The sequence below is a fragment of the Microbacterium sp. A20 genome (assembly GCF_004794515.1).
In the GTDB taxonomy this organism is placed as follows: Bacteria; Actinomycetota; Actinomycetes; order Actinomycetales; family Microbacteriaceae; genus Microbacterium.
The window spans coordinates 226,758-245,850 of record NZ_SSDF01000091.1 but is presented as its reverse complement, the minus strand read 5'-3'; the positions used below and the strand labels follow the sequence as shown (position 1 = coordinate 245,850).

Genomic DNA, 19,093 nt, shown 5'->3' with positions numbered 1-19,093 from the left:
AGGTTTGGCACTATGCCAGGAATGGACCGCATCGATCTCGAGCTTCTCGCTGCCCTTGCCGACGATCCGAGGATCACCATCGTCGCCCTGGCGGAGAATCTCGGACTTTCCCGCAATACGATCCAGGCGCGGATGGCGCGCCTCGAGCAGAGCGGAATCTTCCTCTCCTACGAGCGGTCCTTCTCACCGGACGTCCTGGGTTTCCCCCTGCAGGCGTTCGTGAGCATCGGAGTCCGCCAGACCGAACTGCCGCGCATCATCAACGAGCTCGCTCGGATTCCCGAAGTCGTGCAGGCACACGGTCTGAGCGGCTCGATCGACCTGCTCGCTCGTGTCGCGTGCAGGGACGCACGTCACCTCTTCGACACCGACGCCCGCATCCTCTCGATCGAAGGCGTCGAACGCACCGAGACCTCGCTGGCGATGGGTGAGGTCATCCCGTTCCGCGTCGCAGGCCTCATCGGCCTCGCGCGACGGGAATCCTGAGGAACTGCCGCACAGCGCCCGCGGCCTCGGCCGGCGTCTCGTAATGGATGAGATGCCCCACGTCGGCGATCTCCACGAGTTTCGCGTCGGGGAACAGAGTCGCGAGCTTTCGTTCCGCCTCGATCGGGGTGATGTCGTCACGCTGTGCAGCGACGAGCAGGGTCGGAACATCGATCGCGGGAGCGAACTCCCGGACGTCGTGCGAGACACTCGCGACGAAGGCGTCGCGGAGCACATCTCGGTCCGAGAATCGCGAGAAGTACGTGTCGTGCTGGTCGTGGATGAAGCGTCGGAGTTCGGGATCCCTGGTCTTCGCCATCGTGACGCTCATCACGCGGACGATGACGCGGTTGCGCAGCAGAGCGGTGCCGAGTCTCACCGGAAGACGGGCACCGAGGGCGTAGTACAAGACGGCCAAGCGAGTCATGACGCCCTTCGGCCCTTCCAGCGCCGGAGCGCCGATCGGGTTCAGCAGGATCAGTCGCGGAGTCCGCAGCCCTCGAGCGACCGCCGCCGAGGTCACGATCGACCCGAAGGAGTGGCCCAGGATGACGGCGCCGGGAGCGACTTCCATCGCGAAGTCGCTGAGCCAGCCGGCGTACTCGTCCAGGTCGTGCCGGCGCCCGGGCAGGGGTGCTGATTCCCCGAACCCCGGAAGATCCGGCGCGATCACACGCACTTCGGGGAGGTAGGCCAGCACGGGCTCGAGGCCATGATGATCGCCGCGGAAGCCGTGCACCGCGATGACCGTCGTCTCGGCCTTCTCCGGGCCGTACACCCAATACGCCGTGGTCGCTCCCCGCACCTCGACCTCATGGCGCTGCACGGGAAGGCGGTGGAGGCGGTCCGCATAGGGGGAAGGCACGGTCATGCTCCGAGTCTACGAGTCGCCGTGCGCCTCCCCCTGGATGTCCGCGGCCGCGCATAGCGTGAAGGCATGCCATCCGGTCCCCCGCTTCCTGCGTGGCTCACCCGCGTCGGGGTGTTCGACCTGGAGACGACTGGCGTCGATGTCGAGTCGGACCGAGTGGTCACCGCGTACGTCGGCGTCCTCGATGCCGCTGGACGCCAGATCGCTGCACGCTCGTGGCTCGCGGATCCGGGAGTACCGATCCCGGAGGGCGCCACGGCGGTGCACGGCATCACCACGGAGTATGCCCGAGGGCGCGGGCGATCGTCCCGGGAAGTCGTCGCAGAGGTCACGGCGGCCCTGCGTTCACTGCTGGAGCAGAACGTACCCGTGGTCGCCTACAACGCCGCGTACGACTTCTCTCTCCTGGCGCATGAGGCGGCCAGACACGGAATCGTCCCGCTGACCGATCCCTCCCCCGTCATCGACCCTCTCGTGATCGACAAGGCGTACGACCGATACCGCCGCGGGCGACGCACACTCGAAGTCGTCGCAGCCCACTACGCGGTCGTGCTCGAAGACGCTCACGAGGCGTCCGCGGATGCGATCGCCGCCGGCCGCGTGGCGCAAGCCCTCGCTCGTCGTTTCACCCTCCCCGCGACCCCGGCGGAGCTGCACACGAATCAGATCGGCTGGGCGCGCTCCCAGGCGGCCAGCCTCACCGAGTACTTCGTGAGCATCGGCCGTCTCGATCCGCAGGAGACGCTCGACGGCGGCTGGCCGGTGCGATCGAGCCGAATCGGTGCGGAGTGACGATGCCGCCAGCCGTGCAGCGGCTTTCGAGCTGGAGTACCGTTCACTGAGCTACGCTCCTGGAAGGCGTCGTCGAGTGGGATCGCGACGCGAAGAACAAGGAGCACCCATGCAGTTCACGTCCACCGACATCGAGCAGGTCGAGTCCACGTGGCAGCAGTTCGTTCCCTCCTCGTCGCTCCAGGATGCGGACCCTCGCCGCTTTCGGTTCGACTGGCGTTCGGAAGAACTGGGGAGCACCTCGCTGGTGAACTACCGGCTCGCGGCGAAGGTGCATTCGAAAGCAGAACCGCTGGACCAGATTCTGGTGTGCCGCGTCGACGCCCCGGATGCGCGTGTCTGGTCCGCGCGCGACACCTTGACCCCAGGAGCGCCGTGGATCTCCGACGGCACCCGAGTGGAGGCGAGGTGGGACCGATCCGCTGACGTCCGGGCCTTCGTGTTCGATCGACCCGCAGCCGAAGCGCGGGCACGGCAGTTGACCGGCGATGACACGCTGAAGCTGCGCACGACGGGACTCGCCCCGCACACAGCCATCGACGCACGGCGCTGGGAGGCGATGTTCGCCTACGTGGACCAAGCACTCGCCCTCTCCGGGTCCGACCCGCTGATCGCCGCCGAGCTCGAACGTCATGCCCTGATGATGACGCTCTCCGCATTCCCCAACACCTTCACCGAGGCGATGCGCCGCCCGGCCCAGCGTGCGGGAGCGCCCGTGGCGGTCCGCCGGGCGCTTGCATACATCGACGAGAACGCGCACCGGCCCATCACCGTCGACGACGTCGCAGCGGCGGCCTACATCTCGACGAGGGGACTCCAGTACGCGTTCCGTCGCGCTCTCGACATCACACCCACCCAGGCCCTCCGTCGGGCACGACTCGAAGGGGCCCGCAGAGACCTGCAGAGCGGAGAAGGACGCTCCGTCGGCGAAGTCGCCCGCCGCTGGGGCTTCACCCACCCGACCCGTTTCGCCTCGGCGTACCGAGACGCGTTCGGTACACCGCCGTCGCTGACCTCCATGTGACACCGGGCGAAGATTCTGTTCGCATTCCGCGGCGGGTCATTACGCCAGTGCGGTGCGTGCTGCCGTCGTTGACTAGAGTTCGAGTACCCGGATACCCCCATCCGCGGCCACGCCGTCGAGGAGTCGCATGATCCCTGCCCCCCATCCCATCGCGATGATCGTTCGCTGATGGGGAGCCTCTACTACGGCGACGCGCAGACCCCGATCCAGATCGACGATCGCGCCCTCGCACACCTGAAAGTCGTCATCGCCACCAAGCTGCGACGCAATGAGAGCTTCACGCTCTCCTGGCGGCACCCGGAGGGTGACGCTCCCGGACGCTCGACCCTCTGGCTGCACCCGTCGATTCCGCTGCGGTTCGTCTTCCAGGAACCTGAGACTCCCGATCTGAGCCGGAAGTGGATCGAGGATCTCGCGCACTCTGCGAGTTCCAGCGGAGGAATCACACTCGTCGAGGAGCATCTCGAGAGCAGCCCCGCAGAGTGATGGCATCCGACGAACTCGATCGTCGGATGCCATCCGCATGACTCACACCGCTTCGTCGCCGCTGGAGCTGACGGATCGACGAGTGGTCGGTTCGCCCGTCGCCGGATCGACGAATGTGCGCGAGACCGTCTCCGTCCTGCGCCGCCGCGCGAGCAGCACGATCCCGATGAGGAAGATGACGACGCCGGCGCCCATCAGGATGTAGCCGACCATGTCGAGATCGACCCATTGGACGTCGACGTTCACCGCGAAGACGAGGATCGCTCCGATCACGAAGAGCGCGATTCCGCTGCCGATGCTCATGGTGCCTCCCGTTCTGCGGCGCGGTGCCGCACGTGGGAAGAATGGCGTCTACGGCGAGGTCCGGGGAGGGGCTTGACAGCGACCGCATCGCTCTGCGGCCGCTGTCGGGGTCGGGGCTCAGGCTGCTTCGGGCTTCGGCTGCTGTGCCCAGAGGTCCGGGCCGAACACCTCGTAGGAGATCCGCTCCGACGGCACGCCGCGTGCCAGAAGCGTCGATCGAGACGTGCGCATGAAGTCGAGCGGTCCGCACATGAACACCTCCGCGTCGTCAGGCAGGTCGACGTCGGCGAGGTCCATCCGGCCTGAGCGCGCGGGGTGGAGCGTCGGCGCGGATTCCGCCTCCTCCCGATACCAGTTCTGGGCACGGGCGTCGTCCATCGCCAGCACTTGCCTCCGCAACGATCCGTAGAGCGCATGGCTGGAATGCGAGCGATCGGCATGGAACAGTCGGACCGTGCGCGCCGGGGCACGACGGGAGAGGTCCTCGACGATCGCCGCGACCGGGGTGATGCCGATGCCGGCCGACACGAGGACGAGCGGTCGCTCGGAATCCTCGATGGTGACGTCACCGGCCGGCTGGGACACGTCGATCAACTGTCCCGGATGCGCGTTCTCATGCAACCACGTGGACACCTGGCCTTCCGGGGCGTCTCCGTTCGCGCGCACACGCTTGATCGTCACGCGCAGCGAATCACCACGGGGCCCGGACGAGATCGTGTATTGCCGCGGTTGGCGCGAACCGTCCGGCAGGTCGACGGCGATGGCCACGTACTGTCCGGCCCGGTATGACCCCACGTCTCCTGAGACGGGAGCGAGCACGAGTGAGACGACGTCGGAGGACTCCTCGATCCGCTCCACCACCCGGTGCTTCCTCCAGGGGAACTCCGAGTCGGTGCCGCCGAGCGCATACAGTTTCGCCTCTTCCGCGATCAGGGAGCATCCGAAGAGCCAGTAGACCTCGTCCCACGCCGCTCTCACCTCCGGCGTGACCGCGTCCCCGAGGACTGTTCCGACCGCGTCGAGGAGGTGGCGCCCCACGATCGTGTACTGGCGCGCCTTGACGCCCAGCGATACATGCTTGTGCGCGATGCGACGCATCACGGGGGCGAAGTCGGGTGCCGCAGGGTCGATGAGCTGCACTGCGAAGGCGACGATGGATGCGGCCAGGGCCTTCGGCTGCTCTCCGATCGCCTGATTCGCCCGGTTGAATACGCGGAGCAACTCCGGATGCGCGTCGAACATGGCGCGATAGAAGAGCGTGGTTATCTCGTCTGCGTGCTCGGCGACGACGCTGGCGGTCGCCCGCACGACGTTCTCGGATTCGGCTGTGAGCCTCATGGCTTCCCGCCCCTCGTGGTCATGGTGGTTCCACCATCCCGAGCCCTCGCGCACATCGCATTCCGTTCTACCGGTTTATTTCCGGTCCAACCGGAGGTACGCGACCTCTTCCGCGTCTACTCTCGCCACATGCCCCGCCGCGCACACGATTTTCGCGGGCTGACACAACCCCGTCGGCTCCAGTTGCTCCACGCCATCCAGCAGACGCCGGGATGCTCAGCAGGCGAGCTCGCCTCGCAATGCGGAATTCCCCTCAACACGGTGCGGGATCACCTCCGGGTTCTCGAAGATGAGGGGCTGATCCGCAGTGAGACTCTCGTCCTCGGCAGACGCGGCCGGCCCCCGGTCGTGTTCCACCCCGTCCGCGACGTCGCATCGAGCTCCGTGGCGCGCGCTCGAGTCGAAGGAGCAGTCTCGCGGGGGCGGATGCTGCGGGCGATGTCGCGTGAATCGCCGCTCGGCCTCGAGGCCGATGCGCTGCGTCAGGTCGACGTGCTCTACGAGCACCTCGACGATGCGGGCCTCAACCCCGTCGTCGATGAGACCTCCCTGCGGTTCGACCTCACGCCGTGCAACTATCACGATCTGCTCGACGCGGATCAGGAACTCGTCTGCGGTGTTCACGCTCAGCTGGTGCGTGATGTCCTCCGCCACAGTGACGGCCCGCTCGAGGTCGAACGACTCGAACCGTTCGTGACGAGCCACGCGTGTCAGCTGTTCCTCACAAGAGGCGGCTCCCGGGCAACTGCAGACGAAAAGTAGGGCGGGCGGGACTTGAACCCGCGATCGTTGGGTTATGAGCCCACTGCCTTAACCAGCTTGGCCACCGCCCCGTACCTGACTCAGCCTATCGGTCAGCGCCTTCAGGCCGACGTCGCAGCCTCATGGGTACGCGAGTGGGCGAGGTAGACGGCGGCGTTCGCGATCAGGCCGGACCGCTCATCCTCGTCGAGCGTGCGACGCACCTTCGCGGGAACACCCGCGACCAGCGATCCCGCAGGGATGTCCGCCTCGCCGAGGACCACCGCGCCGCCGGCGATCAGACACCCGGCTCCGATCTTCGCTCCGCTGAGGATCACGGCCCCCATGCCGACGAGCGTGCCGTCTCCGATCGTGCAGCCGTGCACGACCGCGTTGTGGCCGATCGAGACCTGGGCGCCGACGGTCACCCCGTGCTCGGGGTCCACGTGGATCGAGACGTTGTCCTGGACGTTCGAGTCCGATCCGATGCTGATTCCCGCAGAGTCACCTCGAAGCACCGCGTTGCACCAGACGCTGACGCCTGCCGCGAGTGACACATCCCCGACGATGCGGGCACCATCCGCCACGAACGCCGTGTCGTCGATGGACGGTGCGCTGTTCGGCAGGGCGAGGACAGAGGCTCCGGCGGCGATGCTCATGAGGCGAGGCTACCCGAATCACCGCGGAATCACGCGGAAGTGAGCCCAGCCTCAGCTTGGTTGCGGAATGTCTGAGCCCGAGTAGCGTTGTCTACAACAGGTAAGAGAAATCCATCCGGAGGAGCACAAGATGAGCAAGGCACAGACCGTTTCCACCACCGCCATCGACCCGACCGTGGCTGCAGGGGCGGCCCAGTTCCTCTCCCCTGTGGTGCTCGGCCTCCAGGCGCTGACCGTCAACGGCAAGCAGGCGCACTGGCACGTCCGAGGCGCCAACTTCGTCGGCGTCCATGAGCTTCTCGACACGGTCGTCGCACACGCGGGCGATTTCGCCGACACCGCCGCGGAGCGGATCGTCGCCCTCGGACTGCCGATCGATGCGCGTGTGAGCGCCGTGGCAGAGAAGGCCGGCGCGACCACCGTCCCCGCGGGCTTCACTCAGTCGGACGAACTGATCCGCGCCGTGATCGCCGACATCGACGCGATCCTGGTCGATGTCAAGGCTGCCGTCGAAGGACTCGACGAGGTCGATCTGACGAGCCAGGATGTCGCGATCGAGATTCAGCGCGGCCTCGAGAAGGACCGCTGGTTCCTCGTCTCGCACATCGCAGCCTGATCGGTCCCGTCTGACCTCAGAAGGGGCGGCTCTCGGTTCTCCGAGGGCCGCCCCTTCTTGCGTTCGTTACGGGGATCACGCGGTGTGCGTGACGTACCCCGCGAGAAGCGTGGAGAGGACAGGCATCGATCGCAGCAGCTCCCCCGTCGCCGTTCGAGGATCCGCGCCGCACAGGACGATGTCCGCGGGCTCGCCGGGTCGCAGTGACGAACGGACACTCGCCTCGAGCGCCTGGTCAAGCGTGAGCCGCTCTTCCGGATGCCACGCGGCCCGCTCGTCGTCGGTGCGCGACACCGCGGCGGAGATAGCCTGCCACGGGTCGAGCTCGGCGACCGGTGCGTCCGATCCGAAGCGCAGCTGCGCACCGGCGTCGCGAAGCGATGCGAGCGGGTAGCCGATCGCGGTCTGCTCCGCCCAGTGGCGGTCCACCAGATCGCGGTCGTCCACCGCGTGCTGCGGCTGGACACTGGCGATCACGCCGAGACGGGCGAATCGTGCGAGGTCAGTATGCCGCACGAGTTGCACGTGTTCGATAGATCCGACGGCGCCCGTGGTGGCGAAGGCGTCCAGAGCCGAGGTGATCGCCCTGTCACCGATCGCGTGCACGGCCGCGGCCAGACCCGCACCGGTCGCGCGGGTCAGCAGGGCGACGAGCTCGTCCGAAGGGACGGTCAGCACCCCGAAGTTGCCCGGATCTCCGGGATAGGCGTGCGAGCAGGCGGCAGTTCGTGTGCCCAGCGACCCGTCGGTGATGACCTTCAGCGGTCCGACGTGCACGAGACCCCTGCCTGCGGCCGGGACATCGGGCATCTCCCGCAGCTCGCCTGTGCGCAGCCCCTCTCCGATGGCCCTGTCGAGGTCGAAGGGGTACACCGCGAACTCGACGCGATGCGAGGCGAAGCCGGCGTGCACACGCCGGGGCCAGGCCTCCGCACTCCACGCCATGTCGAAGTCGACGAGGCCGGTGATGCCGCGCGCCGCGGCTTGCTCGCCTGCCCGCATCATCGCACGGTCGCCATGAGCGGCGTCGACGGCGTTCAGGCGGCGCGAGATCTCGAACGCCTCGGTCTCCCGAAGCACACCGTCGTCGCTCCGGAAGCTCTCGCGAGCAAGAGCAGCGCTGTTCAACCAGACGCTGTGGACGTCGGCGTTGATGAGGTAAGTCGGGACGTCCCCGGTCGCGGCATCCAGGAGATCCAGCGATGGACGATCCGACCACAGGGCGTCACGAAAACCGGTGCCGACGCGGCGCCCATCCGGCAGCGCGGCCACACCGCTCATCGCCGCGGCCGCCGAAGCAGCGGAGTCCGCACGGCCGAGCGGCGCACGTTCGGACGTCAGCGCCCATTGGACGGTGTGGACATGGTTGTCCCAGAGCCCGGGAACCGCCCAGGCACCATCTGCTTCGATGACCTCGCCGCGTGCAGGCAGAGCCCCGGTCGGGGCGATATCGACGATCCGCCCGTCGGCGATGAAGATGTCCACGGGCTCCTCATCCATCAGGAACTCGCGCCCCGGGCCCGCGATCCGCGCAGCCGTGATGGTGTCGATGGCTGTTCCGCGCTCGGTCACTGCTGTCGTCCTTCTCTGCGCGCATCCTGAGCGCGCCGCATCTCCGCGGCGAGAGCCGGGTTCGAATAGGGGCCGTCGGTCGAGAGGGCCGCGATCACCGTCTCGATCGTCTCCGGCGGTTTGTTCTGGCTGAGCTTCCGCTTGGCGACGACGCGGGTCGGGGTCAACCGGAAGCCGACCGTTCCTGAGGCGAGGCGCTGGACGTAGGCCTGATCGTTCGGGCGTTCCCACACGCGTCGCGGCTCCGGCATCCGGGTTTCGAAGTGCGCGACGAGCTGGTCGAGCACGACGAGGTTCTCCTCGTCGGTCAAGAGCTCGGGCACGCCGGCAAGGTGCACCGCGGTGTAGTTCCACGTCGGCACCGCCGGGACATCGCCGTACCACCCGGGCGAGACATAACCGTGGGGGCCCTGGAACACGACGAGCAGTTCGCGCTCCCCCAGTCCGTGGATGAGGTCGTCCGGGCGACCGACATGCCCGACGATGGTGAGGTCGTCGCGTCCCTCGTCCAGAAGCACCGCGTAGTGTGAAGCGACGAGACCGTCGTCCCCGGCACTCATGATCGTCGCCCACGGATTCATCTCGATCACCCGGCGGATCTCGCCCACGTCGGCGAGAGTGAAGCTCGGATTCTGTCGCATGCGATCAGCCTAGAACGGATGCGATGCCACGGATCCCGGTCACGCCTGACAGCGCGGGCACCAATAGAGCTTCCGGGCGCCGATCTCCTCGAGGGCGATCTCGGTGCCGCAGACACGACACGGCAGACCGGCGCGGTGGTACACCCAGTGCCGGTCGTCGCGGTTCGCCATCGCCGCACGGTAGTCCGCGCCCGTGAGGCCGTCCATGGTCATCATCTGGCCGGTCTCGACACCGATGGCCAGAAGCCGGACCCAATCGTGCCAGAGCGCCCGCACGACCTCCTCCGGGACATCTCGGCCCGGAGTGTGCGGGTTCAACCGCTGCCGGTAGAGCATCTCGGCGCGGTAGACGTTGCCGATGCCGCTGACGACGGACTGGTCCATCAGGAGCAGCGCGATGACCGTCGACTTCTTCCTGACCGCGCGGACGAACCGCTCCTCGTTCTCGACCGGGTCGCCGACCAGCGGGTCGGGACCGAGCTTGGCGATCGTCGCCAGCATCTCCTCCGGCGTCTGCAGAACACAGGCGGTCGGGCCACGCAGATCGGCGGCGGTGATGTCTGTCATGAGGCGGAGACGAACCTGTCCGACGACCGGCGGCGGCCATTCGAGCCCCTCATCGACGAGGCCCTTCGTCTGCTCCGACATGCGCACGTGCACCCGCGTGCGCCGAGGCGCCCCGATGGATGCGAGGGAGTTCTCACCGGCGTCATCGAGGATCTCCTCGTCGATCACGGTGCCGCGCTGGTTCGTCTGCCCCATCCGCCCATTGGCCGAAGCGATCGTCGGATCGACGAGGATCTCCCCGGCGAAATCCCACGCGCCGTAGAGACCCAGGTGCACTCTCAGCCAGAGGTCACCCTCCGCCTCGAGGAACATCTGCTTGCCGACGGCCTGCACACTCACCGCCGCACGTCCGTCCAGAACGGCGGCTCCCTCGGCGAACCGTCCCTGCGGGCTGGACGCGCTCAGCGTCTTGCCGACGAAGTTGCGATCGAACTGCCGCGCGATCCGGTGGACGGAGTGGCCCTCGGGCATGTCAGGCCCGCGGGTCCGGGAGCAGGGAACCGTCGCGCTCGAAGTCGGCGATCTGGCCGATCCTCCGCACGTGACGCTCATCGCCCGAGAACGGCGTCTGGATGAACCGATCGATGAACGACGTCACCTCGTCGAAGGTGTGCTGCCGCGCTCCGATGGAGATGACGTTCGCATCGTTGTGCTCGCGGGCGAGCTCGGCCGTCGAGAGATTCCAGACCAGCGCGGCCCGCACACCCTCGACCTTGTTGGCTGCGATCTGCTCACCGTTCCCCGAACCGCCGAAGACCACACCGAGTGCCTCGCCACCGGCGCGCTGGTCGGCGATGACCGCCTGCGCCGCGCGGATGCAGAACGCGGGGTAGTCATCGACCGCGTCGTACTCGATCGGGCCATGGTCGACCACGTCGTGCCCCGCAGCACGCAGGTGATCCTGCAGCTGCGTGGAGAAGTCGAGTCCCGCGTGGTCGGTGGCGATGTGGATGCGCATGACTCCCATCCTAGAAGCGGCGTCGGTCGAGTCCGAGGTCACGGGGCGATGCCCGCGGCAGCAGGCTTGAACCCCGCGCGGACGTTCTCGCAGCATCCGGGACGGCAGACATCGAAGCCGCCGGGGAGCGACGTGACATGCGCGCGCTCCTCGTTGGGGCGACCCTGAAGACGCTCCTGGATCAGATCGACGATGCCGTCGACGAATGCCGGAGAGACACCGGGGGTCGGGGTGCGAGTGAAGGCAAGTCCGGCTTCTTCCGCTGCCTCGGCCGCCTCGGTGTCGAGGTCCCACAAGACCTCCATGTGGTCGCTCATGAAGCCGACGGGGACGACCGCGACTGCCTTGCGACCGCGGTCGGGCAGCTCGCCGATCACGTCGCAGACATCGGGCTCGAGCCACGGCTGCGAGGCGGGGCCCGAGCGGGACTGGTAGACCAGCTCCCACGAGACGTCGGCAGCTGCGGGAACCGTCTGCCGCACGCGGTCCATGACCCACGCGGCCACGGCGAGATGCTGAGCCGCATATGCGCCGCCCTCGCCCCAGTCGATGTCTCGCGCTCCGGAGCGCTCGGCGTCGGCCGTCGGGATGCTGTGGGTGGAGAACAGGATCTGGATGTCCGCCGCTGCGATGCCAGCAGCCAGGAAACCCTCCACCGCCTCGCGGACGCCGGTCTCAAAGGCCTCCACGAAGCCGGGGTGATCGTAGAAAGGCCGGATCTTGTCGATCGTCACCGTGTCGCCCAGCCCCGTCTCCTCGAGGATGCGGGCGAAGTCCTCACGGTACTGACGGCAGCTGGAGAACGAGCTGTAGGCGCTGGTGGCGAACGCCAGCAGCGTGTTGTGGCCCTTGCTCGAGGCCTCGGTGACGACCTCTTCGAGATAAGGGGCCCAGTTCCGGTTGCCCCAGTACACGGGGAGCGTGATCCCGCGTTCGGCGAGGGCGTTCTCGAGCGCTTCCTTCAGCACGCGGTTCTGTCCGTTGATGGGACTCACACCGCCGAAGTGCCGGTAGTGGTGCGCGACCTCCTCGAGCCGTTCATCCGGAATTCCTCGGCCGCGGGTCACATTCCGGAGGAAGGGGATGACGTCGTCCTGCCCCTCTGGTCCACCGAACCCGGCGAGGAGGATCCCGTCATAGGCCACCGGCGTGGTCACGAAGGGTGCACCGCCGGCGGCAGCAGGCGAGGCAAAGGGGACGACATTCGGCTCGATCGCAGTCACCCCTCCATCCTTTCACTTCGACGGAGCATCGAGGTCCCCACCGCTCCGTTTCTATCCCTCCGTCCTCCCCCTTCGATGCGAGGAGACACCCACCGCACTGGCGTAGGCTGTCAGGGTTGCCGTCGGCGCCAACTGCGCCGACCCCGGTGACATCCCCTCACCCCTGGGAGTAAAGCTGTGCCTGGAGAGAACCTCACCCGCATCGAAGCGCAGGAGCGCCGCGACGTCATCGACACTCAGTCCTATGAAGTCGCCCTCGATCTGACCAAGGGTGCCGAGGTCTTCGGCTCCCGGAGCGTGGTGCGCTTCACCGCGACTCCGGAGAGCTTCACCTTCATCGACCTGATCGCCCGCGACGTGCGCGAGATCTCCCTCAACGGCGAACAGCTCGACCCGAACGAGGTCTTCGCCGACTCTCGCATCGCGCTCAGCGGGCTGCAGGCCGAGAACGTGCTGGTCGTCGACGCCGACTGCCTCTACACGAACACCGGCGAGGGTCTGCACCGATTCGTCGACCCGGTCGACGGGGAGGTCTACCTCTACTCGCAGTTCGAGGTCCCGGACTCGCGTCGTGTGTTCGCCGTGTTCGAGCAGCCCGACCTCAAGGCGACGTTCCAGTTCACCGTGACGGCACCGGCCGCGTGGAAGGTCATCTCCAACTCCCCCACGCCCGAGCCCATCGTGCACGACGACGACACGACGGCGACGTGGGGCTTCGAGCCGACCCCGCGCATCTCCTCGTACATCACGGCGCTCGTGGCCGGGCCCTACGAGTCCACGTTCTCCGAACTCACCAGCGCCTCGGGCCGCGTGATCCCCCTCGGGGTGTACGGCCGCAAGAGCCTGTGGCAGCACCTCGACGCCGACTACATCTTCGACAAGACCCGCGAGGGCTTCGCCTACTACGAGTCGAAGTTCGGCGTCCCGTACCCGTTCGCCAAGTACGACCAGCTCTTCGTCCCCGAGTTCAACGCCGGCGCGATGGAGAATGCGGGAGCCGTCACCTTCACCGAGACCTATGTCTTCCGCAGCAAGGTGACCGACGCCGTCAAGGAGCGCCGCGTCGTCACCATCCTGCATGAGCTCGCGCACATGTGGTTCGGCGACCTCGTCACGATGAAGTGGTGGAACGATCTCTGGCTGAACGAATCGTTCGCCGAGTGGGCATCCACCATCGCCACTGCCGAAGCCACCGAGTGGACCGAGGCGTGGACGACCTTCAACGCCATGGAGAAGACCTGGGCCTACCGGCAGGACCAGCTTCCCTCGACGCACCCGATCGTCGCCGAGATCAACGACCTGGAAGACGTGCAGGTCAACTTCGACGGCATCACCTATGCCAAGGGCGGATCTGTCCTGAAGCAGCTCGCCGCCTGGGTGGGCATCGAAGCGTTCTTCGCCGGAGTGTCCCAGTACTTCCAGAAGCACTCCTGGGGCAACACCGAGCTGAGCGATCTGCTCTCGGAGCTGGAAGCGACCAGCGGTCGTGACCTGAGCACCTGGTCGAAGAAGTGGCTGGAGACGGCGGGCGTCAACACGCTCGAGCCGGTCATCGCCGAGGACCATGACGGCACGATCTCGCGCTTCGCCATCACCCAGACGGCCCCCGCGGACTACCCGACCATCCGACCGCACCGACTGGGCATCGGCTTCTACACGCTGACCGACGGTGCGCTCACGCGCACGCACTACCTCGAGGTGGATGTCGACGGCGACCGCACCGAGGTGCCGGAGCTGCAGGGCATCGCCCGCCCCGACCTCGTGCTGCTCAACGACGAGGACCTCGCCTACGCGAAGATCCGCCTCGACGAGAAGTCGCTCGCCACCGCGATCGCCCACCTCGCCGACATCCACGATCCGCTCGCCCGCTCCCTGGTGTGGGGCGCCGCGTGGGATCAGACCCGGGATGCGGAGACGGCAGCGTCCGCCTACATCGACCTCGTGCTGGGGAACATCGGCCGGGAGACCGAGTCGACGACCGTGCGCACCACGCTCGCTCAGCTGCGGACGGCCGCCACGCTCTACGTCGCTCCGGCCGAGCGCGAGGCGGCGCGTCTCAAGATCGCCGATGGGCTGTGGAACCTGGCGGAGGCGGCAGAGCCGGGCAGCGACAGCCAGCTGCAGTTCGTGACCGCCTTCGCGAATGCGCTGGTGACCCAGGAGCACGCCGGCATCGTCGGCCGTCTGCGCTCCGGGGAGGACACGCTTCCGGGCCTGGAGATCGACGCCGACCTGAATTGGCAGCTGCTCGTCGGTCTTGCCACCATCGGCGCCACCGACGCGGCGAGCATCGATGCAGCCCTGGCTGCGGACAACACCGCCAAGGGCGGGGAGTTCGCGGCGCAGGCCCGGGCCTCGCTGCCGGACTCGGCTTCCAAGAAGGCCGCGTGGGCCTCGCTCATCGAGCGCGACGATGCCCCCAACACGATCGTCCGCTCCGCCGCGCTCGGTTTCACGCACCCTGCCGGTGCCGCTGTGCTGGGCGAGTTCGTCCCCGCCTACTTCGACATGCTGCTTCCCGTCTGGGAGTCGCGCACCTACCAGATCGCCCAGTACCTGATCGTCGGGCTGTTCCCCACCGCTCTCGCCGACGCGGCGCTTCGCGATGCGACGCGCGCGTGGCTGGCTGCCAACCAGGAGGCGGCACCGGCTCTTCGACGCCTGGTCCTGGAGAACCTGGCCGACGTCGAGCGCGCACTCGCCGCACAGGCACGCGACGCGGAGGACTGAGCGCGGCCGCCGGCGTCACCACCGGCCGCCTCTCGAAACGGAGACCATCCACCCCGCCTTCGGTGTGTTCTGCTCGGACACGCCGGAGGGGGTGTGGATGGTCTCCGTTTTGGCACGGCACGTCCGTCCAGCCTGCACAGAGACCCGCTCGCTAGGATCGTGACTGATGATGCTCCCCTTCACGACAACCACTCCCCCCACCCCTGCTGAGCTTCCCGACTGGGTGACGAACCTGCTGACCTGGCTGGGCGCGGCCGGTATGAAGGCACTCACCGTCGCGATCATCATCGCGAGCTGCATCGTGATCGGGCTCATCCTCCGCCTCGTCATCCGACGAGTCGTGCACCGCATCGTCGACAGCGCGAAGAGCAAGGCATCGGTCGACGACACCCAGGCGCTGGAGCGGTCCCCCCTCGCAGACATGCGACTCGTGCAGCGCACCAGGACGCTCGGCACCATCCTGCAGAACATCGTCAACGTGATGCTCGTCGTCATCGCGATCGTGCTCATCGTGAACGCTCTCGACCAGAGCCTGCTCGGGTCTTTGACTCTCCTCACCGCCGCGGTCGGCGCCGGTCTCGGTTTCGGCGCCCAGAACATCGTCAAGGACGTGCTCAACGGCATGTTCCTCGTGGCCGAGGACCAGATCGGCATCGGCGACGTCGTCGACCTCGGGCTCGCGAGCGGCGTCGTCGAATACGTCAGCGTGCGCATCACCCAGGTCCGTGACGTCAACGGCACCCTCTGGTATGTGCGCAACGGCGAGGTCACCCGCATCGGCAACATGTCTCAGGGATGGGCGCGATCGATCATCGACCTCGGGGTCCCGGCCGACTCCGACCTGGAGCAGGTCGAGCACATCATGCTCGAGACCGCACAGGGGCTGGCGAAGGATCCCAAGTGGCGCACGCGCATCATCGAGAAGCCCGAACTCTGGGGCCTGGAGTCGATCGACGGAGATGCTCTCGTCGTCCGCATCGTGATCAAGGCACGCGCCAACGCGAAGGACGACGTGGCGCAGGAGCTGCGTCGCCGTCTGCGCGCCGCGCTCCTCGAGAAGGAGATCAGCGTGCCGCGCATGGTCGATGTCGTGCCGACGGGGCTCGACGGCGCCCGTCGGGTTCGTGGCGCGAATCCTCCCCGGACACGACCGAATGCGGTGACCGGCGTGCCGGTGATCCCTGATCGCGGGATCTGGCGGCGCAAGAAGCCGAACGACGACGGGAGTCCCCAGAAGTGACGTTCTACGACGAGATCGGCGGACACGACACGTTCGCGAAGATCGTGTCGGTCTTCTACCGCGAGGTCGCCCTCGATCCCGTGATGAAGCCGATGTACCCCGAAGAGGACCTCGGGCCCGCCGAGGACCGGCTCCGGATGTTCCTCGAGCAGTACTGGGGCGGCCCGACGACGTATGGCGACACCCGCGGGCACCCCCGGCTCCGTATGCGGCACATGCCCTTCCACATCGATGCGGACGCGCGCGATCGTTGGCTTCGTCACATGCGGACCGCCGTGGACGAGGCGCAGTTGTCTCCTCTGCACGAAGCGACGCTCTGGGACTATCTCGAGCGGGCCGCATATGCCATGGTGAACACATTCGAGCCTTCGGGGATCGGTGCCGCTCCCGGCGGTCGCCCCACGCTCGATACCCGATCACGTCAGGAATCAACGGAGAACTCATGACGACGAAGCCCCTGTCCACGGATGTCCTGGTGATCGGATGGGGGCTGGCAGGGCTGGTGGCCGCTGCCGAGGCTCTCGACGCCGGCCGACGCGTCATCCTGGTCGACCAGGAGCCGCGGACGAACCTCGGCGGTCAGGCCTGGTGGTCGTTCGGCGGGCTCTTCTTCGTGGACTCCCCCGAGCAGCGCCGGCTCGGCATCAAGGACTCCCTCGAGCTCGCGACGCAGGACTGGTTCGGCAACGCCGGTTTCGACCGGCCGGAAGACGAATGGCCGAAGCGCTGGGCCGAGGCCTATCTGCAGTTCGCCGCCGGCGAGAAGCGCTCCTGGCTGCGCGAGCGCGGCGTCGGCTTCTTCCCGGTCGTCGGCTGGGCGGAACGCGGTGGCTACGGCGCCATCGGACCGGGCAACTCGGTCCCGCGATTCCACATCACGTGGGGCACGGGGCCGGGCATCGTCGCTCCCTTCGCCGCCGCCGTCGAGCAGGGCGAGCGGGAAGGACGCCTGACGGTCCTCCCGCGACACCGGGTCTCCGAGCTCACGGTGACCGATGGCGCGGTCACTGGAGCGCGTGGAAACGTCCTCGCCTCGTCGGGCGCGCAGCGTGGTGCCGTCTCCTCGCGCGAGATCGTCGGCGACTTCGAGATCGCGGCCGGGGCGACCATCGTCTCCTCGGGCGGCATCGGCGGGAACCACAACCTCGTACGTGCAGCGTGGCCGGAACGCCTCGGCACTCCCCCCGAGCACATGCTCACGGGGGTGCCGGCCTATGTCGACGGATCGATGTACAGCGTCAGTGCGGCCGCCGGCGCGCGATTCATCAACGGAGACCGGATGTGGCACTACGTCGAAGGCATCACGAACTGGGATCCGGTCTGGCCGTCTCACGGCATCCGCATCCTCCCCGGGCCGTCGTCGCTCTGGCTGGACGCCACGGGCAAGCGCCTCCCGGTTCCGCTGTTCCCGGGTTTCGACACGTTGGGGACGCTCGCCCACCTCCGGACGACCGGCCACGATCACTCCTGGTTCGTCACCTCGCGGCAGATCGTCGAGAAGGAGTTCGCGCTCTCGGGCAGCGAGCAGAACCCTGACCTCACCGGCAAAGACGTCCAGCTGCTGCTGAAGTCGAGGCTCGCCAAGGGTCCGACCGGACCCGTGCAGTCGTTTCTCGATGAGGGCGAGGACTTCATCGTCGAGAACGACCTCGAGTCGCTGCTCGAGCAGATGCAGCGCCACCCCGGGGGCGAGTTCCTCGACATCGAGACCGTCCGCCGCGAGGTGGTTGCCAGGGACCGTGAGATGGACAATGACTTCACGAAGGATGCACAGATCGGCATGCTTCGTTCGATGCGCAGCTATCGGGGTGACAAGCTGATCCGCACGGCAGCGCCGCATCGTCTGCAGGACCCGAGCGCAGGACCACTGGTGGCGGTCAAACTCCACGTCCTCACACGCAAGTCGCTCGGCGGCATCAACACCGACCTCGAGGGCCGCGCCCTCGATGCGACCGGCGATCCGATCCCCGGGCTCTACGCCGCGGGCGAGGCGAGTGGTTTCGGCGGCGGCGGTGTTCACGGCTATCGCGCGCTCGAGGGCACCTTCCTCGGAGGATGCCTGTTCTCCGGCAGAACCGCCGGTCGCGCTGCCGCAGCCGCAGGCTGACGCTCGAGAAGACGAGGTGTCAGCGCGACGGGAACCGCGCGGCGCCCATGCGGCGGGTTCTCCCCCAGGCTAGAGGGCAGAGCCGGTCGTACGCACGCTCGTCAGTCCCGTGGCCACGGGACCGCGCACCAGCACGTGACCGCGGCGGAACGTCAGACGCGTCCACCTGCCGGATCGCGCAACGCGGACCTGCTCCTCGCCCGAGATGAAGCCCATCGCATCCGCGGCGAACGCCACGCCGCGGGGCAGCCCTCCGAGTTCTTCATCCGGCTCACCCCAGATCGCGGCGCGGAGTGCACGGACCGCTTCCTCACCCGAGCCGGGTCCCGCGCCTCGCGCGACGGCCGAGATACCCCATTGCGCGCGCTGCGCGATCACGGATGCGACCAGGGTCGTCTCGGGCGCCCAGGCGCTCCGAGGCGGCGCGACACCTGCCCATGCCGGGGCGAGACCCGTTTCGGGGAGAGTCAGGCGGTGGGCCTCGTCCGTCTTCGAAAGCTGATCGACGACGACATCGCATTCGAGTTCGGGGTCGGCATGCACGATGCGCATCGCGAGGATGGTCGGCGTCTGATCGAACAGCGTCTGCGGCGCGAGCACGGCGGTGGTCAGCGCGAGCACGCCGTTCGCCGCCTGTAGTCGCACACCGTCGTCCGTGATCCTGGTCGCTCGACCGACGAAGGTCAGAACGTCCTTCGCGGTCTCGGGGTCGGCGAGGAGGAGGTGATGCGGCACGCGT

The 19,093-nt window shown here is 67.6% G+C and carries 20 protein-coding genes and 1 tRNA gene; 10 read left to right on the top strand and 11 right to left on the bottom strand.

The window, feature by feature from the left end:
- The first annotated feature begins 12 nt into the window (after nucleotides 1–12).
- A complete protein-coding gene (locus DW298_RS18245) occupies nucleotides 13–486 on the top strand; it encodes an Lrp/AsnC family transcriptional regulator (protein WP_136043883.1) in 474 nt (157 codons plus the stop codon).
- Here the strand turns inward: DW298_RS18245 and DW298_RS18240 are convergent.
- Entirely contained in the window at nucleotides 458–1,357 is a 900-nt protein-coding gene (locus DW298_RS18240; protein WP_136043882.1) for an alpha/beta hydrolase, read from the bottom strand. The two genes, DW298_RS18245 and DW298_RS18240, sit on opposite strands and share 29 nt — an antisense overlap.
- Before the next feature lie 66 nt (nucleotides 1,358–1,423).
- On the opposite strand from DW298_RS18240, the gene DW298_RS18235 reads away from it, so the two are divergent.
- The 3 genes from DW298_RS18235 (at nucleotide 1,424) to DW298_RS18225 (ending at nucleotide 3,659) form a co-directional block, all read left to right on the top strand.
- Nucleotides 1,424–2,149, top strand: a complete 726-nt coding sequence (locus tag DW298_RS18235; protein ID WP_136043881.1) for a 3'-5' exonuclease — start codon at nucleotides 1,424–1,426, stop codon at nucleotides 2,147–2,149.
- 109 nt (nucleotides 2,150–2,258) lie between these two features.
- Nucleotides 2,259–3,173, top strand: a complete 915-nt coding sequence (locus DW298_RS18230) for an AraC family transcriptional regulator (RefSeq protein WP_136043880.1) — start codon at nucleotides 2,259–2,261, stop codon at nucleotides 3,171–3,173.
- Between the two features lie 168 nt (nucleotides 3,174–3,341).
- The gene (locus tag DW298_RS18225) at nucleotides 3,342–3,659 is read left to right on the top strand and encodes a hypothetical protein (protein WP_136043879.1); all 318 of its coding nucleotides are present in this window, start codon (nucleotides 3,342–3,344) and stop codon (nucleotides 3,657–3,659) included.
- A 42-nt stretch (nucleotides 3,660–3,701) separates the two neighbouring features.
- Here the strand turns inward: DW298_RS18225 and DW298_RS18220 are convergent, their stop codons facing one another.
- Both DW298_RS18220 and DW298_RS18215 read right to left on the bottom strand, forming a co-directional pair.
- The gene (locus DW298_RS18220; protein WP_136043878.1) at nucleotides 3,702–3,962 is read right to left on the bottom strand and encodes a DUF6458 family protein; all 261 of its coding nucleotides are present in this window, start codon (nucleotides 3,960–3,962) and stop codon (nucleotides 3,702–3,704) included.
- A gap of 117 nt (nucleotides 3,963–4,079) precedes the next feature.
- A complete protein-coding gene (locus DW298_RS18215; RefSeq protein WP_136043877.1) occupies nucleotides 4,080–5,300 on the bottom strand; it encodes a globin domain-containing protein in 1,221 nt (406 codons plus the stop codon).
- A 129-nt stretch (nucleotides 5,301–5,429) separates the two neighbouring features.
- Between DW298_RS18215 and DW298_RS18210 the strand changes: the two genes are divergently transcribed.
- A complete protein-coding gene (locus tag DW298_RS18210; RefSeq protein ID WP_168429603.1) occupies nucleotides 5,430–6,062 on the top strand; it encodes a helix-turn-helix domain-containing protein in 633 nt (210 codons plus the stop codon).
- Here DW298_RS18210 and DW298_RS18205 read toward each other — a convergent pair.
- Together DW298_RS18205 and DW298_RS18200 are read right to left on the bottom strand one after the other, a co-directional pair.
- Nucleotides 6,060–6,133, bottom strand: a tRNA-Ile gene (locus DW298_RS18205). The two genes, DW298_RS18210 and DW298_RS18205, sit on opposite strands and share 3 nt — an antisense overlap.
- A gap of 30 nt (nucleotides 6,134–6,163) precedes the next feature.
- On the bottom strand, nucleotides 6,164–6,700 hold the full coding sequence (locus DW298_RS18200; RefSeq protein WP_136043875.1) for a gamma carbonic anhydrase family protein: 537 nt from the start codon (nucleotides 6,698–6,700) through the stop codon (nucleotides 6,164–6,166).
- Nucleotides 6,701–6,830: 130 nt separating this feature from the next.
- On the opposite strand from DW298_RS18200, the gene DW298_RS18195 reads away from it, so the two are divergent.
- The gene (locus DW298_RS18195; RefSeq protein ID WP_136043874.1) at nucleotides 6,831–7,316 is read left to right on the top strand and encodes a DNA starvation/stationary phase protection protein; all 486 of its coding nucleotides are present in this window, start codon (nucleotides 6,831–6,833) and stop codon (nucleotides 7,314–7,316) included.
- 75 nt (nucleotides 7,317–7,391) lie between these two features.
- Here the strand turns inward: DW298_RS18195 and DW298_RS18190 are convergent, their stop codons facing one another.
- The 5 genes from DW298_RS18190 to DW298_RS18170 are packed head-to-tail and all read right to left on the bottom strand — an operon-like array spanning nucleotide 7,392 to nucleotide 12,277.
- Nucleotides 7,392–8,888, bottom strand: a complete 1,497-nt coding sequence (locus DW298_RS18190) for an amidohydrolase family protein (protein ID WP_136043873.1) — start codon at nucleotides 8,886–8,888, stop codon at nucleotides 7,392–7,394.
- Nucleotides 8,885–9,529, bottom strand: coding sequence for an FMN-binding negative transcriptional regulator (locus DW298_RS18185; protein ID WP_136043872.1), 645 nt, complete (start codon nucleotides 9,527–9,529; stop codon nucleotides 8,885–8,887). The genes DW298_RS18190 and DW298_RS18185 overlap by 4 nt, the downstream gene beginning before the upstream one ends.
- A 39-nt stretch (nucleotides 9,530–9,568) precedes the next feature.
- Nucleotides 9,569–10,567 carry a DNA-formamidopyrimidine glycosylase family protein gene (locus tag DW298_RS18180; protein ID WP_136043871.1) on the bottom strand — a complete coding sequence of 333 codons (999 nt, stop codon included), beginning with the start codon at nucleotides 10,565–10,567 and terminating at the stop codon, nucleotides 9,569–9,571.
- 1 nt (nucleotide 10,568) lies between these two features.
- Entirely contained in the window at nucleotides 10,569–11,054 is a 486-nt protein-coding gene (locus DW298_RS18175; protein ID WP_136043870.1) for a ribose-5-phosphate isomerase, read from the bottom strand.
- Between the two features lie 38 nt (nucleotides 11,055–11,092).
- Nucleotides 11,093–12,277 carry a ferrochelatase gene (locus DW298_RS18170; RefSeq protein WP_136043869.1) on the bottom strand — a complete coding sequence of 395 codons (1,185 nt, stop codon included), beginning with the start codon at nucleotides 12,275–12,277 and terminating at the stop codon, nucleotides 11,093–11,095.
- A 177-nt stretch (nucleotides 12,278–12,454) separates the two neighbouring features.
- Between DW298_RS18170 and pepN the strand changes: the two genes are divergently transcribed.
- From pepN to DW298_RS18150, 4 genes are all read left to right on the top strand, one after another.
- Nucleotides 12,455–15,007, top strand: a complete 2,553-nt coding sequence (pepN, locus tag DW298_RS18165) for an aminopeptidase N (RefSeq protein WP_136043868.1) — start codon at nucleotides 12,455–12,457, stop codon at nucleotides 15,005–15,007.
- Between the two features lie 166 nt (nucleotides 15,008–15,173).
- Nucleotides 15,174–16,247 (top strand): mechanosensitive ion channel domain-containing protein, encoded by a 1,074-nt coding sequence (locus tag DW298_RS18160; protein WP_136043867.1) that lies wholly within the window; start codon nucleotides 15,174–15,176, stop codon nucleotides 16,245–16,247.
- Nucleotides 16,244–16,693, top strand: coding sequence for a globin (locus DW298_RS18155; RefSeq protein ID WP_136043866.1), 450 nt, complete (start codon nucleotides 16,244–16,246; stop codon nucleotides 16,691–16,693). Before DW298_RS18160 ends, DW298_RS18155 begins: the two co-directional genes overlap by 4 nt.
- Entirely contained in the window at nucleotides 16,690–18,354 is a 1,665-nt protein-coding gene (locus DW298_RS18150) for an FAD-binding dehydrogenase (RefSeq protein ID WP_136043865.1), read from the top strand. The genes DW298_RS18155 and DW298_RS18150 overlap by 4 nt, the downstream gene beginning before the upstream one ends.
- 69 nt (nucleotides 18,355–18,423) lie before the next feature.
- Here the strand turns inward: DW298_RS18150 and DW298_RS18145 are convergent, their stop codons facing one another.
- Entirely contained in the window at nucleotides 18,424–19,089 is a 666-nt protein-coding gene (locus DW298_RS18145; protein WP_136043864.1) for a hypothetical protein, read from the bottom strand.
- Between the last annotated feature and the right edge of the window lie 4 nt (nucleotides 19,090–19,093).